Raw genomic sequence first — 24,742 nt, 5'->3', positions numbered from 1 at the left:
AGCAGAAACCTACAGATAGTACAACTCAACATGTTCGATCCTACAAGTGGGGGTGTTTATGAGAACCTAGGAAAAGATCCTTAATTCAACTTCTACAAGACCTTTTTGTGAAAAATAGAATTTAGTCGGATGTCAGTAATTGCATATTAATTCTTGTTGATAGATTTTATCAGAGTTTACCAATTCTGACCACTATGTTGTTGAAAATAGAACTCTTGCTTTGGGATCGGTTTTGAACCGTTCAGAAAACTCTTGAAGAAATATATCCATTCAATAAAGTTAAACCCACATTTGTATATGTGGGTAACTACTGACCTCTATTAGGTTATAATATTCATCACATGAATACAAATCTACAATAAACTAAAATAATTAGTATTTTAATTGCTAATTATTTAAGTAATTACTAATTTTAAAACATGGATTACTAATCGGTATAGTAATTCAAGCAACGTTCTAAAATTATTACAAATGACAAGTATGACAATTGGTGGAGATTACAAATTACAGCTTACTTCCAAAAAATTAAATTCTGGAAAATGCCAGGTGAAATTTTATGCGGCACTAGAAAAGAAGAAAAACCTCTATGGCTATATTTTAGCGGATTCGGGTGAATCATTAAAAGATGTGGTCGTGAAAATTATCAACAGGTTGGATATGGTGAAATCTCGAGATAATGTGCATCATATAAATTTGTATTCTATCGGAAAAAAAGACCAGCACGATACCAATTTCATCTTGTTTGATAATTAATAGTAAATTTGTTTTTATAATTTAAAACACATTTATCAACTGATGTGAATACCAATGGAAAAAGCACAAGTAAACGAAAATATCAAGTTTTTGAGGAAGAAAGAGGGCTACACGCAGGAGACTTTTGCTGATGTGATAGGAATCAAAAGATCATTAGTTGGAGCTTATGAAGAAGGAAGGGCAGATCCTCGTTTGAATAATTTACTTAAAATGTCTGAGGTATTTGGAGTATCTGTCGATACCATCATAAGTAAAGATGTAAGCAAGCTTTCTAATGACGAACTGTATGAAAAAAGTACCGATAGCTTGAAAGTATTGTCTATCACAGTTGATAGTGAAGACAATGAAAATATTGAATTAATTCCTCAGAAAGCATCAGCCGGTTATTTGAACGGATATGCAGATCCTCAATACATTGAATCATTGCCAAAATTCAGATTGCCAATGTTGCCGGGTAACACGACTTATCGTGCTTTTGAAATATCCGGAGATTCTATGCTTCCACTTTTGCCCGGTACGGTAATTATTGGAGAATATGTGGAAAAACCGGAGTATATTAAAAATGGAAAAACCTATGTTTTGGTTTCTAAGGATGAGGGAGTGGTTTACAAAAGAGTGTTTAATTATATGGAAGAAGGAGGTAAGTTGTTTCTTGTCTCTGACAACAAAAGTTACTCACCTTACAAGATAAAAGGCGAAGATGTTCTTGAAATTTGGGAAGCAAAGGCTTTTATAAGCGTAAATTTCCCTGATGAAAAAACTGATCCCGACATGACTATAGACCAATTGACCAACATTGTAATGGAACTGAAACAAGAGATAACCAAGATCAAGGGAGAGGCATAGGATTTTACCTCATTATATTCCTATCTCTACTTGTAGCCTGAACATAATGATGTCAGCATTTTCAATTTCTTCAATCAGTGTGATATCACTTTGAATTTTTAATGTATGCTTTGAAATGTATTTCGACAGACCAAGAGTATATTGCCTGTTATCATTATAGTGTTCCGGATTTAACTTGGTGTATCTGGTAGCTATTTCAAAATTGTTTTTGAACACATATCCTGATTGGATATTTAATCCGGTACCGGTATAGAAGTAAGCCAAATCACCTGATGGGTTGATCGCTGTTTGACTTCCTTCTTCTATACCAAAAGCAGAGCCGTTATCAATTTTTTTGTTAACATACTCCGACATGAGTGAAAAGCCTTTATACTTAAATATCATATCTATAAAATATGATTTAAGAGAACTGGTTTCTTCCAAATAATCACCTAATTGACCTCTGGTTCTGGAAGCATGGTCATTATAGTCATAAGTGAATCCAAATGCCAGCCTGGGCGTCTTTTCTCTTTCCAAATCAGCCCCAAAATAATCCCCGTCAGCTTGAAACTCCCCAAACGGAAGATATTCTGCTCTCAGGGTATAATCATATCCGCCGGTATTTTTGTCAATAATATTTCGACCTTCTCCCATAGAAACAGATCCTGTTTCTTTAAATACATTTTTACCAACCTGATGTTCATGATGCAGTTGAATTCCTTTGTCTCTATCCAGGTTAAAACGAGCATTAAGGTTGCTACGGTCAACAAATTGCATTTGTTGAGATGAGATTACCCTTTCTCTATTTCCGGGTAGCTTGGTTTGTCCAAACCACAGTTGCCAGTTTTTAGCAAAGTGCCATTTTAACACTGCGTCCAGTACCATGTTTGATCCGTCATCTATTTTTTGAATTGGCACTCTTTGATCTCGATTTGATAGGGCCAATTCTATTTTGTATTCGAATTTTGGATTATATGCAAACCCTCCAAATTTGAGGCGAAATCGTCTGATCATTAATTTATCTGACCAGTCGTTTGTCGAAGTATTGATTTTGGCTTCATATAAAGTTTGAAACCTGGTATTGAATTTAATGCTAAAAGAAGAATCCTGAGCGGTATGTTTTATCCCATTTCCATGTAACTGTTTTTCCTGGCCATGAGATTTGGTTGCTAAAAAAGCAATTATGAAATAAATAAGTAATGGTATTCTCATTCATTTTTTTATTTGTTTTAAAAGCGTAAATCTATGTATATTGTTATCAGAATGTTAATAAAGTATTGCTTAAAAATTAATTTAATGTTAATTAATTAACCTTAAGGTAATATGACTAAAAGCGAATTGAAGTCATTTAATTCTGGTTTGACTAATATTGAAATTGGTTTTATTGTTATTCATTAAACTGGTGATTTAAGAAGCTGAAGCTCTAATTATTTGAACTCTAATTAGTTAATTGTTTTACCCTTGTTCTATTCTTTTGAAACTGCTTCTGATTTGATATTATAATAATTCATATTGCTCCTTTTAATAGAGATTAAAAAGAATAAAGAAATTTCGGGTTCGGTCAAATGGTAACAATTCGTTAAAATGGGTAATTGTTTTTATATATACATTTGCCTGATTTTGAAACAGCAAAACATATTTTTATAATTAACCTACTTGATTGTGGAATACGGATTTTTTGAATTTCTTCAGCTAATAGGAGCTTTAGGATTTTTTATTTACGGAATGAAGGTGATGAGTGAGGCTATCCAAAAAGTAGCTGGTGATAACCTTAGAGGTATCATGAATACGATCACTTCCAACAGGCTTAGTGGAGTCTTGACCGGATTTTTAACTACCGCCGTAATTCAGTCTTCGTCTGCCACCACAGTAATGATAGTAAGTTTTGTAAACGCTGGATTGCTTAAATTGAAACAAGCAATAAGCGTGATAATGGGAGCCAATATTGGAACTACCATAACTGCTGTTTTGATTTTGGTATTCGGGTTTTCTAAGTTCAGTATTAGTACTTATACACTTCCAATAATTGCCGTCGGATTTCCTCTGCTTTTTGCAAAAAAGGAAAGCCTAAAATATTGGGGAGAGTTTTTGATCGGATTTGCTTTACTTTTTATGGGATTGTCAGCATTGAAGGATGCTGTTCCTGATTTGAAGCAAAATCCGGAAATACTAGCCTGGATTACAAATTTGAATGACTTTGGTTTTGCTTCGATTATATTATTTGTAGTATTAGGTACAATTATTACTGTAGTAGTTCAATCTTCCAGTGCTGCAATGGCAATTACCCTTATTATGTGTGAAAATGGCTGGATTCCGTTTGAATTGGCTGCTGCGATAGTACTTGGAGAAAATATAGGAACTACCATAACTGCTAATTTAGCTGCCTTAGTAGGTAATGTCCATGCTAAAAGAGCCGCTCGCGCTCACTTAATGTTTAATGTTTTTGGTGTGGCGTGGATGCTTATTGTATTTCATCTTTATTTAAGAGGAATAGATACTGTGATGTCTGGTTCCGGGCAGGGATCTCCATTAACTCAGGTACCGGCGATCAAATGGGGTTTGACATACTTCCACATTAGTTTTAACATCATTAATACTGCTGTTATGATTTGGTTCATACCACTGATTGTGAAGGTCGTTGAAAAAATGGTTCCTGTAAGAAGTGACGAAGATGAAGTCTTTCACTTGGAATACATTGGTACCCAGCTGATGAGAACCGCTGAACTTTCTTTAATGGAAGCCAGAAAGGAAGTAGCCAAATTCGGAAAAATGACTAAAAAAATGTTTGGCTTTCTTCACGATCTGATCAATACAGATGACCCCAAAGAAGAAAAAAGGTTATTAGATAAAATACAGAGGTACGAAGACAGAACGGACGAATTAGAGTTGGAGATAGACGATTATCTTGTGAAAGTAGCCGAAGGAAGGTTGAGTGCAAGATCGTCTCAGGAGATCAAAGGGATATTGAGTATTACCAATGATCTGGAACGAATTGCTGATATTATTTTGAGAATGTCAAATGATGTGAGGAGGAAATCCAAACATGAATTACGGTTTACAAAAGAACAGAAAAATGATTATAAACTCATGTTTGAGGCTGTAAATGAAGCTTTTGATACAATGTATGACAACCTCAAAACCGAATATCATGATGTATCATTAGCAGAGGCCGTGTCAAAAGAAGATAATATCAATAAAGTATTGAAAAAACTGAGTAAGAAGCATTTGAATAATATTGATTCAAAAGGATATGATGTCAAATTGGGAATAGTTTACAGAGATATTTTGTTCGGACTGGAAAAAGTGGGAGATCATATTATTAATGTATCTGAGGGGATCACCGGAACTTTAGAGAAAGACGAAGACGATTGATAACAGTGTGACCTGTAGTATTGAGTTTTTTTCTAATTAAATTTTATTAGTGTCCGAGAAAAGATTTTGCCTTCGAAGGAAATTTATCAAAATCACCCCTGCCTGATCGGTAGGCCTAAAGGGGACTTTTTGATCACCCCTTCAGGGGACGGGGGTAGTTTTAGGAAATCGAAAAAATCTTTTCTCATTTCGTTTAAACGTACTTTTTCAGGGTATTTAAAATTTAGTCGGACACCACTAATTAATAATCCTGATTTTTTCCAAAAGTACTTTGTTGTCAAACTGTACCTTTACGAGGTAAATGCCATTTGTTTGAGTGGGTAACTTCATTCTTATTTCATTAGAATACTGCTGAATATCCTTCGGTAAAATGGTGTGAATGACTTTGCCATCTATTCCCATAATTTGTACATTTTTCACCGAGGAGTTACCAGAGTTGTTGATGTTTATAATTGATCCAGATGAAGTAGGATTGGGGTAAACGGCTATAGAGTTTTGTATTTCCTCTTCAATTCCCAGAACTATTTTGCCATTAAAAAAATCTTTGGCATGTTCGAAAGCTTTTTTACCGATTTTCTCACCAATCAACCTGCCGGGGATGTCATCGACAGGAGGGTGGATGCCACCCCATATCCGGGACAAGCTGCATTGGTCTGAGGCATCCAGATATTTTGCCCATTGTAGCGTTACATCTACGCTCGGTCCTTCTTCAAATACCAAAAATTCATTTTTTGGAGCTTCAAATTCACCCATACCACCGGGAAAATACTCATCTCCGGTGAAGGAAGCTAATATAATAGCTGCAGTACGTGAGAAGGTTGAATGCCCCGAAACGTATCCGGCAAAAGGAGGGGTGACAAACGAAGGTCGTTGGTAGGGCCACCAATTTTCTGCTAAAATCCAGTCCACTCCGGATTCATCTACTTCTGGATCGTTGATATATTCTGGTCCCTTCCAACTGCGCAGTTTTATTTTACCCACATGCTCATTGCCCTCACCCGAAAGTGGGTCGTTAGCATCTACAAGTTCAATGAAATCATCTACAAGTGGAATACCAGCTTCGCTATAGCTTGCTTTGCCAGGATCGGACGATTGTCCCTGATCGGCCATATATCGGATAGCGGAAATTGGTCTGATAAAATCATAGTACCCTTTAATGCCCCAGGCACTGATAGCTACATCGTGCATTGCACCTCCTAATGTAAAGTAACTTTTGACATCCCATTCAAATTCATCCACCAATTCGCCTTCTCCTTTAAATTTTTTCACCAAATCAGGGTGTGCATTTACATAATTCAAAATAGTAAACCAGTGACCGGGAGGGGTCTCTGAGTTTGGCCCATCAGCCCAAAACTCTGCCAAAACACGGGCATAGTCGCCTCGGGGAACCAACTGTTCTGCGTAAGGTTGTCCTGTTTTTGGATTTACTGTGTAGCCTGTACTTGGGTCACCTCCATTTAACTGATTGTAAAAATCTTTCAATCCGGAAATAGTGGTGGGCAAGTCTTCTACTTTCAGGTTGCCAATACTGCCCGGAGAAATATCCCACATAATGTTGTCGGTAGGATCAAGGTGAGAAGACCACATCGCTACCAATGAGAAATTCCATTTGTAATTTTGAGAAGCAGCGTTATCTTCAGGATCAATATAGGCAGGATGCCCGGGATCAAAATATACTTTGTACTCTTCTCCATCTCTTGTGTAAACGATAGCATCTTCATCCGTCAAGGAAAAAGGTATTGTATTTCCCCATTCAGGGCTTAAAAAAGACGGTACTTTTCCCGGTATCTCGTTACCTGCCTGATCGATGAATAAGTCAAAAGCCAACGGTTGCCAACGGTTAGGATCTGTGATATCCTCATTGCCTGAGTTGACGACAACCAGTGGAGGATTTACAGGTTCGTAATATAGATTTCCATATTCATATTGTTCGTTGGAGCCGTCTTGCAGGCCAAATGCTATGATTTTTTCAGCCAGATAATTACCCAGTCCTGCAGCAGAGCCAGTGGAATAATTTGTTGTCTCTATACCTGTGTCATAACCCAGAGTAGCCATAAGTTCATCAGCTAAGGCGGTGATTTCTGTAGCTCCGGGAGAAAGTTCAAATCTGTGTTTGATCAGTCGGTAGCAGGCATAACTCAATGCTTCATTCCGAGCTTCTTGATAGTTGTTCGGTTCGGGTATTCCATCAAAATCAATTTTGAATCCATCAATCTCCCTTCCTAGAAAATAGGTATTGGCTATCGGGTCATAAACTGCCCAGCAATCATACATAGCAGCTGATATGTGGAATAGATTTCGTGCGTGTACTGTTGGCCTTGCATAGTCGTTTCGGATGCCTTCGAGCAGTACCTCGTTCCATTGTTTTGCGACTGTGTCTTCTGCTTTTGCAGATAAATTGATAAACAGGAACGGTAAAATTAGAATAGTGGGGAAGTATTTCATAATGTAAATCTAACATTTTATAAAAAATATAGGCTAACATTATTTTTCCAAATTTATTTCTATTAAAGGATTGCCTGATAATTCTAAGGGCTAATATTGAATTTTTTAAATAGATGTATTTTATTTTCCGACCACTTTAAAATTTTCTTTCTTACTTCCACAGAGGGGACAGGTATAATCTGCAGGTAGATCAGGAAAGGCTACTCCGGATTTTATGTTGGCATTGCTATCGCCATAAGCCTGATCATATATGGTCAGGCAATTTGTACATTGATAGAGCAATTGGTCCTTTTTAGCCTTTTCTGTCGAGTGTTCAGTTGTAGGTTTGGGCTCTTCTTCGAGCTGCTCATAGTATTTGAGGCTCAATTCCATAAGCAAGGGAGGGATGACTTCTCTGGTTATGTTTTTAGCATAGTAGAAGTATTCACTGAGATTTGGGTTGAAATCTTTTGAATACAAGATATTGTAAGTGTCGAAAACATTGGTGTCATTGTTTTTTTCAATGACCACAGAGGTGAATAATATAATGTCGTCCGAAGTTTTTATAGTAAAGGTCAATCCTGAAGTACTGATATCTTGCTGATCCAGAGCCCTTACGAGGTAGTTTTTGAGCTCCATGGCTTCTTCATCCAAAACCGGAAGGTGCCAGTTCAATTCCAAGGCAGAATGCCTGAGATTCATTCCGTTGCTACCCATAAATTTTTCCCAACCCACTCTGTCCGATTCTTGTATTCCCTTTATTACAAAAGATTTCCAGGGAGTAAGGCTTATTTTTCCTACGTTGGTGTCGATACATCGTTTGCAAAGCTCTCTGAGAAAAGGAATACTGAAGCTGTTGTTTCTCCAATACAGCCCCAACCAATATTTCCCATCGGATTTTCTGTTGATGCCTTCATAATACGGGAAGTGAGTAACAGGAAATCGGAGTTCTTCAGTATAGGCTTGAATATTGATTCTTATTTCATGAAGGAGTTTGTCGGAGATTTCCTGTATGTCTATTTCTGCCTGAAGCAGGTTAAGGTCTTCAATGGCTTTTGCAAGCTTGGCAATGTCATAGCCATATATCAAAAACGGGAGTGCTTTGGGAAAAGCAGTTGACTTTCCAAAACGAAGGTAAACATACCAGTAGTTTTCCACTGAGGAAGCAATAAAGTTGATGTTTCCTGTGAATAAAGGAACAAGGCTCTGACTGGGATCTACAATGTTGATTCTCAACTTAGGGCGGTATTCAAAACTGTCCAAAATATAATGATATACATGGGGCACCAGCCATTTTTTATTAGGCATCACATCGAGTGCTACATAAGAACAAACTATGTTTTGATGCAAAAACTTATTGATTTCATACTCTGTATTGATGGACTTGAATGTTTCATCCAAAGCAGGTTTGTTGCGGTCATTTACAGGAAACAGAATGTCTTGCCTTGATCCAAAATGGATGTATTCTGCACCGAGATCACTTGCAGTATTGATGATTTTGTGAAAATCGCCAGGAGAAATGATGCCACCTTTTACGAAAACACGTACCAGGTCACGTTTCTTTTTTTCTACTGAGCTACTCACTTCCTTTTTGGTTAAAGTTTCCATTCAAAATTAGGTAATAAAATACGAATTAAGCGTTGATCAATTCTTTTTCAAGCACTTTGGTTTTGTTGATCATATTTTGCAATTCTCCCTTGCAACTGCCACACCCTAGTCCTGCTCCTGTTGATGTACACAGCTCGTTGAGTTGTGTACATCCGGTATCTATTACTTTTTGGATGTTTCCTGTTCCAACATTGTTGCAGGAGCAAACCAGCTTACCAATTATAGGTTCCGGGGTTTTGCCTGTACGAAGTAGCTGCATTCTTTTGTCAGAAAGTTCTACTCCGTTTTCTATCAAATCTTTAAATTCAGGGAACTCAGACTTATCACCCATAAGGATTGCTCCCATTAGCCTATCGTTATGAATAATACATTTCTTATAATATATCTTGGCTTTGTCTATGAATAGAATTTCATCATAGTCGTTATTTCCTACGGGTATTTGGGGATTCCCAATAGAGCACAGGTCGAGGTTGGCAAACTTGAGGATATTCATGGATACAGTGCCTTTATACATGCTGGTCAGATCTCCAATAATAGATCGTGCTGCAACATCAGCTTGTTCTTCGGCAGCTGCCGTGGTGCCGTTCATTTTCCCTTCGTGCTCGGCAATTTCGCCGATTGCATAGATATCAGGATCACTGGTTTGCAGGTAATCATTTACTTTGACTCCACGTCCACAATCCAACCCTGCTTCAATAGCAAGTTCGGTATTGGGTCTGGTGCCTATAGCATAGACTACTGCATTGCTTTCAAGCGATTTGCCACTTTTGAGATCTACTTGTAGCTTTTTGGTATTGTTCAGAATATTGATGTTTTGTACTTCGTCGTTGACATATACTTTAATATTCATTTCTTCTACCTTAGTACGCAGCAGGTTGCTTGCCAAAGTGTCCAACTGTCGTTCCATCAGCCTTGATGCAAGTTGGATGATGGAGACTTCAATGTCGATTTCTGACAATGCAGCTGCCAGTTCCAGTCCCAACAGCCCTCCACCAACGATAGTTACATGACCATCATTGTCCAGGTGTTGCTTAAGCATATCGGCATTGTCTTTGTTGCGCATGGTAAACATGCCGGGCAAATGCATGGGTACATTATTGGGTACAAAGGCACGGCTACCTGTAGCCATAATCAGCAAGTCGTAACTATGGCTTTCACCTTTGGAGTCGATCACTTGCTTGACATCTCTTTTAACCTGATCGATACTGTTTGAAACGTGTAGGTGCACATTCAATTTTTCAAATTCACCATATTTAAACTTCAATAAGTGATCAAAATCAACTTGTTCGTTTACATATTCAGGTAATAGTACTCTGTTGTAAAATGGATGAGCTTCCTTTGAAAATACATGAATTTCATCTTTTGTATTGTAGTTTCTAAAAGTGTTGATAAAGCGGTAAGCCGCAGCACCAGCACCTACAATAATGATTTTTTGTTTGTCTTTTTTATAAAGTTGTACCTGAACTGCTGAAAACTTAAGTCCCGGTTGTTTTGAGACAGGGTCATAGCTGTTGTCTGTCAGGTTATTTGCTCTTCCAAAGTTGTTTTGCAATATTTTACCCCAATGCATGGGAAGGAATACTACTCCTTGTTTTATTTTATTGGTAATAACAGCGTTTACCCTTACGGTTCCTCTTTTGTTACTGATTTCTACCGGAACGCCTTCTTCTATTCCTCTTGCTACGGCATCAATTGGGTGAATTTCCAAAAACGGTTTGGGAAGGTGCTTGTTTAATTTGCTTACCTTTCCGGTGCGAGTCATGGTATGCCATTGATCTCTGATGCGGCCAGTTGTGAGGATTAAAGGAAAATCAGTGTTGGTTGCTTCGGTCTCGTTTTCTGCTCCTGAGGTCAGTATTTGAGCTTTGCCACTGGGAGTGTAAAACTTATGATCCGTGAAAAGGCGAGGAGTGCCCGGGTGATCTATGGTGGGTACAGGCCATTGTATAGTACCTTCTTTTTTTAATCGCTCATAATTGAGCCCGGAAATATCAATATTTGTTCCTTTTGTCAATTCACAATGCTCGTCATAGACTTCACTTAAGTTGTTGTAATCAAAGCCATGAAAGCCCATCGCTTTGGCAAATCGGATGAGAATTTCACTGTCGGCCAATGTTTCACCGGGTGGGTCTGTCAATTTGTTGAGATAACTAATCCTTCGTTCTGAATTTGTCATCGTTCCTTCTTTTTCCAGCCATCCTGCTGCTGGAAGGATCAAGTCTGCATACTTGATGGTATCTGATTTTTCTGAGATATCTTGTACGATTACAAATTTTGCTAATTTCAGTGCTTCATCGACTATTGAAGCATTAGGCATGCTAACTGAAGGGTTTGTACATATTACCCAAATGGCTTTCATTTTACCTGATTTGAGGGCTTCAAACATTTCAACAGCTGTGAGCCCTGGTTTTGAAGGTAACGATTCAACTCCCCAAAATTTTGCCACTTCTTTTCGATGCTCAGGATTGGATTGTATGCGATGTGCTGCGAGTAGTGAGGCCATACCACCAACTTCTCTTCCTCCCATGGCGTTGGGTTGTCCTGTAAGGGAAAATGGTCCTGATCCGGGCTTACCAATTTGACCTGTGATCAGATTCAAATTGATTAACGCCAGGTTTTTATTTACACCTTCATTGCTTTGGTTGAGCCCCATCGTCCACATGGTGATAAATGCATTGGCATTGCCAATCATCCCTGCAGCCTTTATGATTTGTTCCACGGGAACATCACATATTTCTGAGGCAGTTTCAAGAGAGGTAGCAAAAACCTGCTCTTTGTATTTATCAAAACCCTCTGCGTGGTGTTGCACAAAAGTCGAATCATAATCACCGTTTTCTATCAATACCTGGCCTATAGCATGGTATAGTATAGTGTCTGTCCCGGGTTTTAATTGGATGTGAAGATCTGCCAGGACACAAGTGTCTGTTACTCTCGGATCTACCACTATGATTTTCGTTTTAGGGTTTTGTTCTTTGTGTTTTTCCAGCCGCCTGAAAAGGATGGGGTGACACCAGGCCGGATTGGCACCCGCTATCATGAAGCAATCAGCTAATTCTATGTCTTCATAGGATATAGGTACAGCATCTTCTCCAAGACTTTTTACATACCCCATCACAGCCGAACTCATGCATAATCTGGAATTGGTGTCAATGTTGTTTGTGCCTAGAAAGCCTTTAGTAAGTTTGTTAGCAAGGTAGTATTCTTCTGTAAGGCATTGCCCTGAAACGTACAATCCTACAGAATCCGAACCATATTCTTTAATAAGAGACCTGAAAACGGCAGCAGCTCTGTTAATCGCTGTATCCCAATCTATACGTTGCATAGGATGGCTTTTACTCCATCTCATTTTGGGATACAATAAACGGTCAGTTTGATCCTGAACTACGTAGTTTAAGTTTCTTCCTTTAGAGCAAAGCATTCCTTTGTTTACAGGATGACTCTCATCTCCAGTCACTTCAATTACGTCTCTTTTATCAACTAAAACTTCTATTCCACAGCCCACTCCACAATAAGAGCATGTTGACTTGATCTTGTTATGTTTGCTGTTTTTCATTGAGAATCTATTGGTGTCGTTTTTATTGGAACAATTATAGAACGACAAATATATTCAAATGAAAATAAAATTACGTATAATTACGTAATTTATACGTAAAATAAATATACTGATTACGTAATGATTAGACTTAGAGTAGTTCTTGTAGTCTCCATCTTTTGAATTGTGCAAGTAAAATTCAGTCAGTTATGTATATTATTTGCACCAAAATATGAATCTGGATTTATTCTTTAATAAACTTCCACAACAAAAGAAAAGCTGCTATTGTCAGTGTTTCTCATCATGGGCATTGGTCGATCCAGCTTGAGTTTTGGTTCAGTCTCTACCACAGTAAATACCTGACCACCGATGGCAGGGTTTTTTGGATCAAAAGAAAGTCCATTTTTATTGGAAACTACAACTTCCTGCTTAAAGAAATAGATTTTATTCCCTTTGGATACTGAAGTATTGCCAATCAAATATATGCGATCGGTATATCTAACGACAGCTGTTTCTATACGTCCATTATGCTCTGGTTTAAAGGCACCTGGATTGTCACTTCGCTTTAAAGGGGTAGAAGTAGTTTGAGTTACGACACCAGATGATGAAGGTGTACTACCGGGTTTTACTGTTTGCCATTGTGCACTCCACCACCCCAAATCTACTGATCCGGCTTCTAGTTTTCCGTTTTGATTGTGCATTGCTACCTGCGGCTTCCATCTATTGCGAATTCTGTAGAATGATGTTCCTGCTACCGGCTCCAAACTCCATTGTGCACTATACCATCCGGGTTCTATAGTACTGCATATCAATGAACCTTTTTCTATATGGAGGTATTGATTTCTCCATTTGTTTTTAATCTTATAAAATGATGTGCCACTAACAGGCTCAAAAATCCATTGCGCACTCAACCATCCCGGCTGAATAGCTCCTGATGATGGAGTAATTTGTTCTACATGTATATATTCATTGGATTTCCATCTATTCTGAAGTTGATATACTTGTTGTGCTTTTGCAGAAGAGAATATTAATAGTAGTACTATAGTAACAATATGACTTAATTTCATTGTAGGAGGGTTAGGTTTATTATTCTTTTAAATTTAGGGAATAAATCTTTTACCGAACAAATAAACTCATTGTGTTCTGTGAATTCTATTCAAAAGTGTGATGAGTTGAGTTTCGAAGTGCCTAATTATAAGGCCCTTCTTCCAAAAGAAATTCCCTGGACAATTGATTTGCCCGAAGAGCCTGAAGAACCTGCGGAGAAACCTGGCTGCCGAAAAGATACACTTGCTTTAAGGACGGGAACTGTAACACTTCTAAGACAGTAGCATCGTTGGTTTGTGTAAATGATAGGTTCAATCTTTCCAAATATTGCAGGTCTTTGAGGTAAACCAACCCACTCCCGTTGATGGCTGTTTTTTGCAGGTACAATTCCCGCAAGTTGGTCATTTGGCCTATAAGGAACAAATCATCGTCTTTGATGTCGCTGGCTACCAACGATACTTTGGTGAAAAGAAGAAAATATGCTTGTAATTCTTTGAGTTGTTCACCTGTGAAATTTGCAGGCGGGAATTGCATGGAAAGTGTGAAGAAATTCTCCTCAGAGGTTTGATCTTCTTGTACCGATACATTTAGTTTTTTAGCCAGTTCTGTGAGTTCGGTTAGGAGTCTTTCTTTTTCAGCCTTTTGTTTGAGTATTTTTCCATTTAATCGTCTTGATTCAGGTAGATATGATTCGATTGTTTGAGTGATTGCAGAATCCTGAGGAATGTCTATCAGTAATTGTTTAGTGGAAGCACCAGCGTTTATCCAGTACTCCATTATTTCAATTTCATGCAAACTCAAAGGCTTTTTCCCTTCCGGAGGCATGTGGTCGTCATGGTCAACAGGAAGTGTGATCCTCTTATAAAGTTCGCTTTGTTCAGGATAGTGCTTAACCAAACCACTATTGCCACTTTTTCCACCTTTGACCAGCGTCGCATAAGATGTCATCAAGTAGTCTCCTTTTGTTTTGTGCTCATTATGACACGAAATACATTTGGTAGTCAAAAATGGAACGATCAGATCTTCATACACGAGCATTTCTTCTTTTGGCTTGGTTGCTGTATTTCTTTTATTGAAAATTTCAGGCAGGTATTCCGTTAAGTAATCCTTTCCATGAGTGATGGTACCTCCCAAATGACTCGCATATCCTACTATCGCATTGGTAAGTATTAATGAGGTAAAGTAAAAGTTAAGGATTTTCCGGTTGGAATATTGGCCGATGAGGTATAACACGGTTGTAATCAATATGCCAGATCCGGCAAATATTCCGGCTTTGAAATGACTCATAATCAGTTCACCCGTGTATTCACCGGAAGCAAACAGAAAGTAGCCAGCTAATACCACAAAAAATACTGATAAAGAAGCCAGTCCCAACATTAAAGCGATGGTTCTTTCATTTCTTTGCAAGAGATTTGTTTTATATAAAAACTCCAAAGCCAATGTCAAAAAAATGATTACTATGGGGAAATGTAGAATTAAGGGATGAAAACGTCCGATAAATAGCAGGAGTACCGGCAAGTCCGTTTTAGGAAAATAGGGCAAAAGCAACATTCCCAGTGCTGAAATTATTAAAATAGAAATAGTGCCCCAAAAGATATATTGGTAATTATTAAGAAGCCTCAAATTGTCTGGATGATAAAAATGAACAATGTTTCAATCATTTTTTTAATGCAATGTCAGTTTGATGTTTTAATCTTTTACTGTTCATTTTTCTTTGTACAATAATTGTACTACTTGTGAATTTCCGATAAAATTCCTGTACTGTCTCCGAAGCTATTTACATCAAAATTCATACTTTGTAACATACTGAGATAAAGGTTTGCCAATGGAGTGTTTTTATTGAATTGCAGGTTTTGTCCTGTTTTTAATTTGCCACCTCCTTTGCCAGCTACCAGTACAGGCAGGTTGTACGGTGAATGCCGGTTGCCATCTCTGAGGCCTGAAGCAAACATGATCATGGAATTGTCAAGTAAATTGCCGTCACCCTCTTTTATGGATTTTAATTTATCGAGAAAGTAGGCATACTGTTCTATGTGCCAAATATTGATTTTTAAGTATTCTTCCATTTTATCGGGATGATTCATGTGGTGAGAAATAGAGTGATGTCCACCACTTACACCATCCAGAAAAGAGAAATTTCGTCCACTTACAGAGTTCCCAAACATAAATGTAGAGACACGAGAAGCATCACTCCAAAAAGCCAGAGCCATAATGTCAAGCATCAAACGTGTTTTTTCAGTGACATCTACACCTTCATACATTTCGGCGTATTCCTCTATTCTTAGGTCAACTCTGGTCAATTCTTTTTTGATGTCATCTGTAATATTGGCTTCAAACTTTTCTTTGTTTTCTTCATTGACTATCCTTTTTTCTATGGATCGAATAGATTCTAGGTATTCTTCCAGTTTGTCTTGATCTGAGCGGCCAAGGTTGTTTTTTAAGCTTTGGGCATCATCCATTACCATGTCCAGGATGCTTTTTTTCCATGGATCCTCCTGTATTTTTTTGCCTGGTATATAGTTTTTGAACAATCGTTCAAAGGCCAGTCTAGGGTCTATCTCTTTCGATAAGGGCTGAGTAGGAGTTTTCCATGAAATACTTGAAGCGTAAAGTTGGGTATAACCTACATTAGTATCAACTCCTGTTCGGATTCTATCTAGTCCGTATTCCAACGATGGAAAAAGGGTGTTATGCCCAATTTTTCCGGCAATTACCTGATCAATAGAAACACCTCCACTGTGTATATTATCTCCAATAGTCTTTTCTATTGGCATGGAGGTAAGTATGTTGGCAGTACGTGCATAGTGTCCATCTACACCCTCTATGGTAGAATTTTTATTCATTAGTTCTCCAAGTATAAGGAGTTCTTGTTGAAATGCTTCCAATGGTTGGAGGATAGGTGAGAGGGTAAAATTAGTGCCATATTTTTCAGGTGTCCATTTATCCGGGTGCACACCATTTGGCATAAACAAAAATGCAGACCTGACCGGGAAATTATCACTTTGGCCGAAAGGTATGCGTGGAATAGCCATAGCTTCCAGATATGGAAGTGCTATGCATGCACCCATTCCTTTGAGCATCTTTCGTCTGGATATTTGCCATTTCTTTTTCATATTTCATTGCTCTTTTTTCGTGAGTCATTGATTTTATACCGAAAGGGGTAACTCTTGGTAAGCATTATCAGAAACTTTTCGGTGTTGAAGTCATTTTCAAGCAAACAGGATTCTAAATCTCTTAAAGCTGATTCATCACTGAATAATACAGACCTTCCTAGAGCAAAAGATAGCATTTTGGACGATAAATTCCTTGCAAAAAGTTCTTTCTTTTCGCTCAACATGGCTTTGAGTTCCGCAGGATTGTTGAAAGTTTCACCAGTGGCCATTATTCCTGATGGATCAATCTTTACATTACCATAAGACTCCCGCCACCTGCCAATGGCATCAAAATTTTCAAGACCCAGTCCGAGAGGATCCATTTTTTGGTGACAAGACTGGCAGTCAGGTTTCGAACGGTGGATTTCCAACAGTCGTCTCAGGCCGACATCTTCATGTGAAGCTTCGTCTTCTGGAAGCTCACCCACCAGAGGTGGAGGAGGTGGGGGAGGTGTGCCCAATATTTCTTCCAAAATCCATTTGCCACGAAGCACGGGGCTTGTTCTGGTAGGCATAGAACTGGCGGTTAATATACTGGCCATTCCTAAAATGCCGCCACGGTTTCTATTTTCCAAGACTACCTTCCTCATAGAGTCTCCCGATACGGAAGTCATTTCGTAAAATTCCGCTAACCGTTGATTGAGAAAAGTATAGTCGCTATTGAGCAACTCAAGAAAATTTTGACTTTTGGTAAGTACATGATGAAAGTAAGTTAGAGTCTCTTGATACATCGCTTCTCTCAATTCCGGAGTGAATTCAGGAAATTTGTCAGTATCGGCCAGAGGCTTGCGCTCTATCAACTTATTGATACCAAACCATTGACTGGAAAATGCATCTGAGAACCGTCTGGCTTTGGGATCATGTAACATCCTTTTTACCTGTTGTTCTAAAACAAGGGTATCCTGAAGTTTTTCCTGATATGCCAGTTGCAGCAATTCTTCATCAGGCACACTCGACCATAAGAAATATGAAAGCCTGGAAGCCAATTCAAAGTCGCTGACCAGATAAGGTCGGGAAATGTCATTTTCTTCTTCTACCCGATATAGAAAATTGGGCGAAATAATAATTGCTTTCAGAACCTGAGCTATGCTCTCGTTGAAGCGTTCAGGATTTGTTTTTTGCTCGTTCTTCTCATATACGGCAGAAAACAAGTGAATCAATTTTTCCTTTTCTTCTTTTTTTAAAAATCGTCTGTATGCTTTGGAGGCTACAGGAATGATGATTTCAGATGCTGCTTTTTCTGGTGGATTAACTGATTTGAAATCTTTAAAAATCAAAGACTTGCACCAATCTATAATTTTTTGCCACCAGGTCAATTTATAGTCAGATGGCACAATTTTTCTCCATAAATTTTGATCATTGTAAAGTTGGTTTATGATGGTTTCTGCTGCTTCATAATACCTCTCTAACTTCAATGGAGTCATGTATAAAGCCCTGGCCTGATTGTCAAACCCTCCTCCACCAGAACCATCAGAGGGAAAATGAAGTTTGGCATCAAATGTTATTGCAAACAGATCCTCAATGGTGTATCTATACTCAGAATGACTCAATCTACGGACAACAATTCGGTTTGGATTGTTGGATTTTAAGGAGTTTAAAAGAATCTTGTCTATACCTTCTACCAACGTTTGATATTCCTCTTCTGAAAGAGGAGCTTTGGTATCAGGAGGCATCTGCCGGGTTTTAATTTGGTGTATTATCTTTAACCAGAGCTGTCCTCTTTGTACTATTTGATCTGCATTTTCGAAAAGGTCTAAATTGATACCACCTTTTGGGTCACCTGTTCTATGACATTCCTGACAATTTTCTTTTAGAATAGGTTGAATGTTTTGAATGAAATCTTCCTGATCATCAGCGATTGCTATGTGACAAATAGTAAAAAAAAGTACAGTAAAGAGATAGTCTTTTAATATTTTCATATCAAGTTTGATGATGAAGTTTTTACGTTGCTGCTTTTGTAGTATTTATAATACAAATACCTTGAGGGTATAAATTCCGACCCTATCAAAGCTACACTATTTCATCTTTTATGTCAACTTGTAATACATATTTTGAAGTTTGATTTTTTTCAATAGAGTCTATGCTGGCATGATTGGTCAATCATATTTTGCTGTATGGATTATCAGTACTATGCAAATCAAATGGGCTTATTGGTTAAAATCTGTAAGTGTTTTGAAAATATGTAAATAATTGGAGTATGATTAAAATAGGGAATTGTTCGGTAGATGGTTTTATATTTAATTCCGAACGGGTGTTATTGATATACTTCGTTGTTTGTAATATTTCATAATGGATTAATATTTGCTTGAATTAACTTCATATTGAATCTAAAACGTTGAGAAATGAGGTGTTGGATTTTCATTTTAGCATGTTTTCAAGTTGGCTGTAATACTGTTGATATTAAGGATATAAAAGGGCTTTGGGAGCTTCGGGAAGTGAAAATTGATGAAATGATTAAGCCCAATGTTTCTACTTTTTTGGAAATTCGATCCAACAATAGTTTTGCTGTTTCCAGGACTACAGGAGATTTCTCTGGCATTTTTGATTTGCAGTCTGACAAGCTTATGCTGCATAGTGATGACAAACAATGGTTTAACCAGGCCTGGGAAGTAATTTGCTATCGTAATTATATGATTCTTAAAGCACCGGGTTTAAGAAAAACAAATTTGAAATTCAAGCGAATTGATACCGTGCCTGATTTTCAGGAATTTGAAGACAGCATCATCGGAAATTGGGAATTGTCTGAAGTTAGAAAAAAAGGTAAACCGAAGAAAGTGTCGGATATGTGGTTCAATATGGAGAAAGACGGTATTTACAGTATATCAGGTTTGGATGGCGTTATGGAAGAGGGGAGCTATGTTGTCAACACACGTCATAGAAAGATCATTTTTGAGAAAGACAGCATGTTATGGGATGTTTCATTTTTTGGCAAAAGGCTTAGGTTGAACAATGATCAGTTAGAGTTGCAATATACCCTGAAGAGAAATTGAACTATTTTTCTCAGCAACTTGCTTCCATACGTTGAAGGTAAAACCTCAGGTTTTCAATGAAACTACTAAATTCTTCTGGTGCATTGTTGTATTCAAAAGTTACCCTTAAAGCGTGGGTGGAATTAGATATTTCTACCCATTCAGCACCGCCATCAGCACAATCAGGACAGCCGATTACAGGTTCCATTGAACAAAAGGCTGCAATGTCAATTTCGAGTTTTAACGTTTCGAATCCCGGGAAAGAATCATCACAATCAAAGTCCGGGTATGTTGACTTGTCATTATGTGCTGTTTTTTGAAAATTTATGGTTGCATCTGATATGGCTATGGTTTTTATGCAATAACCTACACATTCTCCAAAGCTGGTTCCATAGCTAATGGTTGTGAAATGGGAGATTATACAGCTGTCTTTTTCTTTACAAGACTCTAAAGTCAATACACTGCTAAAAAGAATTATGAAAATGCATTTCGAAAGTGATTTCATGTCCATTGATATCAGCAGAGATTGAGTATTGATTTACCAGCAATAAAGGTAACCAATAAAACTTTGGGTCGATTACTAAAGGGAATGACAAATTTAGCCAGACACTATAATTAAATTTATCTCAATGGTGTTTAGACCTAGTGAAATATCAATGATTCAAAAAATTCATAAGATAGCCTCTGTAGTCGTAATATTCTGGATGTTCTAGCACCGCTTTCCTTACTCTTGGCCTTTCAAATGGTATGATTAATTCATCGCCTATTTTGGCATAAGGACCACTGGTCATCATGATTACTCTATCGGCTAAAAAAATGGACTCGTCTACATCGTGTGTAACCATGACAGCAGTGATTTTTTCTTTTTGCCATACTTCTAATAATACATCCTGCAATTCTCCTCGGGTGAGTGAATCCAACATGCCAAAAGGTTCATCTAGGAGCAGAACTTTTGGTTTTAAGGCAAATGCTCTTGCAATCCCAACTCTTTGCTGCATACCTTGTGACAATTCTGTGGCTTTTTTATGGAAGTCATTGCCCAAACCTACTTTGTCGAGGTAGTATTTGCAGATATCCAGTTTTTGTGCTTTGGTGGCGTGAGGAAATACCTGCTTTACGCCAATCAGTACATTCTGCAAGGCACTCAACCAGGGTAATAGGCTGGGGGATTGAAATACGACAGCTCTGTCAGGCCCTGCTTCACGGATGGCTTCTCCCGACACCATTATTTTACCTGAGTTGATGTCATTTAGCCCGGCTATCATGGTAAGTAAAGTGGATTTCCCACATCCTGAATGCCCGATAATGGAAATGAATTCTCCTTCTTTTATGTTCAGTTGGAGGTCATTCAATACCACGTAATCGCCTTTTGGTGTAGGGTATATTTTGGTAAGGTTTTCACAGATCAGCATATCAGGTCTGTTGTCCACAATGACCTTTTCTTCTTTTTTTTCTACTAGTTCCGGTGTTGTGGTCATAACGTGTGTTTTAAAAGTATTTTGTTTTTTCTGTTTCCTTTTTTGCACCGAAACGTATTCTTCCCGGCATTATGGGTTTTAGCTTCGGCAGTTGATAGACTTTATCAGATGCCTGTTTTCTATTCGAACCAACTTCAATCAGGTATTCAAGAATGTCATTTCTGAGCCTCTTAAATTCAGGATTTTTATTGATGGCTGTAACATCTCTGGGACGCTCCAGGTTGATTTGGAATTCTGGACCCAGGGTAGCATTTGGCCCGGGTTTTAATGGGATTATCCTATCGGCCATGATGATACCTTCATCTACATCGTTTGTGATTAGTAACGCCGTTTTTTTATCCTTGCTCCAGATATTGACAATTTCCTCCTGTAATGTACTTCTTGTCAAGGCGTCCAAGGCACTGAGAGGCTCATCCATCAGGAGTATTTCAGGGTTCATAGCTAGAGCTCTTGCTACAGATACGCGTTGGCGCATGCCGCCTGAGAGTTCGGATGGACGTTTATCTGTGGCAAGGCTCAGGTTTACCATTTCAATATATTGTTTTACATGGTCGTCTTTTTCCTTCTTGCTGAAATGTGAAAACACTTCGTTTACAGCTAACATGATGTTTTGATACACTGTAAGCCATGGCAGGAGCGAATAGTTTTGAAAAACCACACCTCTGTCCGGGCCAGGGCCTAATATGGGCTGCCCTTTGAGTAATACTTCTCCTTTATCAGGAAAATGCAAGCCGTTGATCAGGTTGATTAATGTGGTTTTACCACTTCCGGTAAAGCCGACAATTGCAACAAATTCACCTTCGTTTATTTCCAGGTTGATATTGGTTAGTACTTCATGTATTTCGTTTCCTACAGCATAGGATTTGGATACATTTTTAAGTTTCAAAAAAGCCATACATATAAGGATTTAGGATTATGCCAGGTCGGCTTTGTTGAAGGTTACCAGTTTTTGAATTACCAGCATCAGGCGTTCCAGAAGGAAACCTATTCCTCCGATTACAAACATGGCCACTATGATTTTGGCATTGGAATCGTTTGCTCCATTTTGGAATTCTTCCCATACAAAAGAGCCGAGACCCGGACTTTGAGCCAGTAGTTCGATGGCTATCAATACCATCCAGGCTACTGACAGGGTAATCCTCAATCCGGTGAAAATAAGAGGAAAGGATGCCGGAAGGATGACTTTGAATATGTTTTGCCCGATATTTAATTTCAAGACTTTAGATACATTGATAAAATCTTTGTCAACAGTAGATACCCCCATGCTGGTATTGACCAATGTGGCCCACATAGAGCAAAGTCCTACACTGATGAATGAAATGATAAATGACTTATCCAGATCAGGATTGGTGATTAAGGTTTTAACGATCATAAAAACCAGCAACAACCAAACAACAGGAGATACCGGTTTGAATATTTGAATCAACCAGTTGAATGAAGACCTTAAAGTCGGGCTAAGTCCCATGATAATGCCAATTGGAATGGCTATCAGCGCTGCAAGTAAAAAACCCGCAAATACCGTTTTGATACTCGTGCCAATCTGATCTACAAAAGAGGGTCGCCCAGTATAAGTGATGGGTGCTTCGCCTTTGGCTTTTCGTTTTGCATTGATTTTAGCTGTTTTGGATACAAAATTATCTTTTTTCTGGCTGATCATTTGATGGTCTCTGAGAAGTGCTTTGTAAGCTCCGTAAACCTGAGTGGGTGAGGGAAGCGTGTTGGGTTGACAGCTTACTTCGCCAGAGGTAATGCAATTTTCCATTTCCAGGGCGGCTTCATCGCCTCTGTCAGTTCTTTCTTTTTCAATTTTCCGTTGTGCTTCAGTGTTGTATAGATAGCTGGATCCTCCTTCCCATAATGCCAAAAATAGCAGGATTGAAAAAACAGGAAAAATCATTCTTTTAAAAGTATCGGTAAGGTTTTTCTTTGTGTCTTCTCCGGCACAAAGCCTGATGAGAGGTTCGAAAAAACCAAGTCCAATGAATCGCATAGTTTTGATTATTTTGTCTTTCATTGTGATTAAAAATTTAAGGTTAATATTGATAAAGTGCGGTTAATTATTGATTCTCGTTTTTGAAAAAGAGAAAGGGGAGAATCCCCTCCCTCAATAATCAAAACTAATTTTACAATATCTGGTCAGAATTTTTTGCATTATCAAAGTGTATTTATTTGTCTTTGTTGCCTATTTCAAAACTGTTGATGTAAGTCATTGGATCTTTACCGTCGAACATTTTTCCATCTATAAAATCGGTGCTTGCGGGTTTGTAGCCATCGGTAGTTGGTATTTCGTCTATTCCCAAGTGTCCCTCTTCCACTAATAATTTTGCTGCGCTACTCCAGATATCTGGTCTGTAAATTTCTTTGATCGTTTGGTGATACCAGTCAGCTGGTTTCATTTCAGGAATTTGGCCCCATCTTCTCATTTGAGTAAGAAACCAGATGCCATCCGAATAAAAAGGATAGGTAGCATGGTAACGGAAGAATACATTGAAATCAGGCATGCTTCTTTTATCCCCTTTTTCAAACTCAAAGGTGCCTGTCATAGAATTGGCGATAACCACCGAATCTGCCCCCACATAAGCTGGCATGGATAAAATACCTACTGCTTTAGGTCTGTTTCCGGGTGTGTCAAGCCATTTTCCTGCACGAATTAAAGCTTTGGTTACTGCTATAGCTGTATTGGGATATTGCTCAACAAATTTTTTGGTCATTACAAATACTTTTTCGGGGTTGTTTTTCCAGATGTCATAGTTCGTAGTAACAGGTACTCCAATACCCTTAAATACCGCTTGTTGATTCCAGGGCTCACCCACACAATACCCGTAAATAGTTCCTGCTTCTAATGTGGCTGGCATTTGAGGTGGAGGAGTAACTGACAATAATACGTCGGCATCTACCTGACCCTGAATGTTTTCTTTGGTATAAAACCCGGGATTGATTCCTGCTGCTGCCAGCCAATACCTTATTTCATAGTTATGGGTAGAAACAGGAAATACCATTCCCATTTTAAAGGCATTACCTTCTTTTTTGTATTCATCAATAACTGGAGCTAAGGCGTCTGCTTTTATCGGGTGGATTGGTTTTCCGTCTGAGTCTTTTGGAACATTGGGGCTCATTTTATCCCATACAGCATTCGATACTGTAATTCCGTTACCATTTAAGTCCATAGAAAATGGTGTAACTAATTCAGCCTGTCGGCCAAATCCAGCTCCTGCTGCAATAGGTTGACCAGCCAGCATATGTGAACCATCTATTTGTCCGTCAATCACTCTGTCCAGTACATTTTTCCAATTCGATTGTGCTTCAATGGTAACAAATAGGCCTTCATCTTCAAAGAATCCCAATTCTTTGGCTATGGCCAAAGGAGCCATGTCTGTCAATTTTATGAAGCCAAAAGTCAGCTGTGGCTTTTCGATATCGAGTACTATGGTTTTACTTGCTTCTTCTGCAATAACTTTATTTGAGGTTTCTTTTTCTTTAGTGTCACTGCATCGGGAGAAACTCAAAAGAGTCACAACAGCAATTACAAAACCTATTTTTCTATTTTTAAAAAACATGGTATATCTATTTAAAATGAATATG

At 38.3% G+C, this 24,742-nt stretch carries 17 protein-coding genes; 4 read left to right on the top strand and 13 right to left on the bottom strand.

What is annotated here, in order from left to right; genetic code table 11:
* Nucleotides 1-471: 471 nt before the first annotated feature.
* Nucleotides 472-753, top strand: a complete 282-nt coding sequence (locus AAOP42_RS03780) for a hypothetical protein (RefSeq protein ID WP_349527128.1) — start codon at nt 472-474, stop codon at nt 751-753.
* A 54-nt stretch (nt 754-807) separates the two neighbouring features.
* Entirely contained in the window at nt 808-1,599 is a 792-nt protein-coding gene (locus tag AAOP42_RS03775) for a helix-turn-helix domain-containing protein (protein ID WP_349527127.1), read from the top strand.
* A 12-nt stretch (nt 1,600-1,611) separates the two neighbouring features.
* On the opposite strand, the gene AAOP42_RS03770 is transcribed toward AAOP42_RS03775, so the two are convergent.
* Entirely contained in the window at nt 1,612-2,790 is a 1,179-nt protein-coding gene (locus tag AAOP42_RS03770; protein ID WP_349527126.1) for a porin, read from the bottom strand.
* A 450-nt stretch (nt 2,791-3,240) separates the two neighbouring features.
* Between AAOP42_RS03770 and AAOP42_RS03765 the strand changes: the two genes are divergently transcribed.
* On the top strand, nt 3,241-4,950 hold the full coding sequence (locus tag AAOP42_RS03765) for a Na/Pi cotransporter family protein (RefSeq protein WP_349527125.1): 1,710 nt from the start codon (nt 3,241-3,243) through the stop codon (nt 4,948-4,950).
* A 237-nt stretch (nt 4,951-5,187) separates the two neighbouring features.
* Here AAOP42_RS03765 and AAOP42_RS03760 read toward each other — a convergent pair whose 3' ends face one another.
* The 7 genes from AAOP42_RS03760 to AAOP42_RS03730 form a co-directional block, all read right to left on the bottom strand.
* Nucleotides 5,188-7,395: a DUF6851 domain-containing protein gene (locus tag AAOP42_RS03760; RefSeq protein ID WP_349527124.1), complete on the bottom strand. Its 2,208-nt coding sequence runs from the start codon at nt 7,393-7,395 to the stop codon at nt 5,188-5,190.
* Between the two features lie 120 nt (nt 7,396-7,515).
* Nucleotides 7,516-8,982 (bottom strand): rubredoxin, encoded by a 1,467-nt coding sequence (locus AAOP42_RS03755; protein WP_349527123.1) that lies wholly within the window; start codon nt 8,980-8,982, stop codon nt 7,516-7,518.
* A 25-nt stretch (nt 8,983-9,007) separates the two neighbouring features.
* Nucleotides 9,008-12,535, bottom strand: coding sequence for a molybdopterin-dependent oxidoreductase (locus AAOP42_RS03750; protein ID WP_349527122.1), 3,528 nt, complete (start codon nt 12,533-12,535; stop codon nt 9,008-9,010).
* Nucleotides 12,536-12,765: 230 nt separating this feature from the next.
* Nucleotides 12,766-13,581 carry an RICIN domain-containing protein gene (locus AAOP42_RS03745; protein WP_349527121.1) on the bottom strand — a complete coding sequence of 272 codons (816 nt, stop codon included), beginning with the start codon at nt 13,579-13,581 and terminating at the stop codon, nt 12,766-12,768.
* Nucleotides 13,582-13,702: 121 nt separating this feature from the next.
* A complete protein-coding gene (locus tag AAOP42_RS03740; protein WP_349527129.1) occupies nt 13,703-15,112 on the bottom strand; it encodes a c-type cytochrome domain-containing protein in 1,410 nt (469 codons plus the stop codon).
* 179 nt (nt 15,113-15,291) lie between these two features.
* Nucleotides 15,292-16,674, bottom strand: a complete 1,383-nt coding sequence (locus AAOP42_RS03735; protein ID WP_349527120.1) for a DUF1552 domain-containing protein — start codon at nt 16,672-16,674, stop codon at nt 15,292-15,294.
* A complete protein-coding gene (locus AAOP42_RS03730) occupies nt 16,671-18,632 on the bottom strand; it encodes a DUF1592 domain-containing protein (RefSeq protein ID WP_349527119.1) in 1,962 nt (653 codons plus the stop codon). The genes AAOP42_RS03735 and AAOP42_RS03730 overlap by 4 nt, the downstream gene beginning before the upstream one ends.
* A gap of 423 nt (nt 18,633-19,055) precedes the next feature.
* Between AAOP42_RS03730 and AAOP42_RS03725 the strand changes: the two genes are divergently transcribed.
* Nucleotides 19,056-19,703 (top strand): hypothetical protein, encoded by a 648-nt coding sequence (locus tag AAOP42_RS03725; RefSeq protein WP_349527118.1) that lies wholly within the window; start codon nt 19,056-19,058, stop codon nt 19,701-19,703.
* Between the two features lie 10 nt (nt 19,704-19,713).
* Here the strand turns inward: AAOP42_RS03725 and AAOP42_RS03720 are convergent, their stop codons facing one another.
* The 5 genes from AAOP42_RS03720 to AAOP42_RS03700 form a co-directional block, all read right to left on the bottom strand.
* Nucleotides 19,714-20,187, bottom strand: coding sequence for a hypothetical protein (locus tag AAOP42_RS03720; RefSeq protein WP_349527117.1), 474 nt, complete (start codon nt 20,185-20,187; stop codon nt 19,714-19,716).
* A 148-nt stretch (nt 20,188-20,335) separates the two neighbouring features.
* On the bottom strand, nt 20,336-21,160 hold the full coding sequence (locus tag AAOP42_RS03715; RefSeq protein WP_349527116.1) for an ABC transporter ATP-binding protein: 825 nt from the start codon (nt 21,158-21,160) through the stop codon (nt 20,336-20,338).
* Nucleotides 21,161-21,170: 10 nt separating this feature from the next.
* A complete protein-coding gene (locus AAOP42_RS03710; RefSeq protein WP_349527115.1) occupies nt 21,171-22,055 on the bottom strand; it encodes an ABC transporter ATP-binding protein in 885 nt (294 codons plus the stop codon).
* An 18-nt stretch (nt 22,056-22,073) separates the two neighbouring features.
* Nucleotides 22,074-23,174: an ABC transporter permease gene (locus AAOP42_RS03705; RefSeq protein WP_349527114.1), complete on the bottom strand. Its 1,101-nt coding sequence runs from the start codon at nt 23,172-23,174 to the stop codon at nt 22,074-22,076.
* Between the two features lie 151 nt (nt 23,175-23,325).
* Nucleotides 23,326-24,717 carry a CmpA/NrtA family ABC transporter substrate-binding protein gene (locus AAOP42_RS03700; protein ID WP_349527113.1) on the bottom strand — a complete coding sequence of 464 codons (1,392 nt, stop codon included), beginning with the start codon at nt 24,715-24,717 and terminating at the stop codon, nt 23,326-23,328.
* Between the last annotated feature and the right edge of the window lie 25 nt (nt 24,718-24,742).

The sequence above is a fragment of the Reichenbachiella sp. MALMAid0571 genome, from assembly GCF_040151475.1.
Taxonomy (GTDB): Bacteria; Bacteroidota; Bacteroidia; order Cytophagales; family Cyclobacteriaceae; genus CAXBNB01.
Note: the sequence above shows the minus strand (reverse complement) of the source record. Positions and strands in the feature narration are given on the sequence as shown.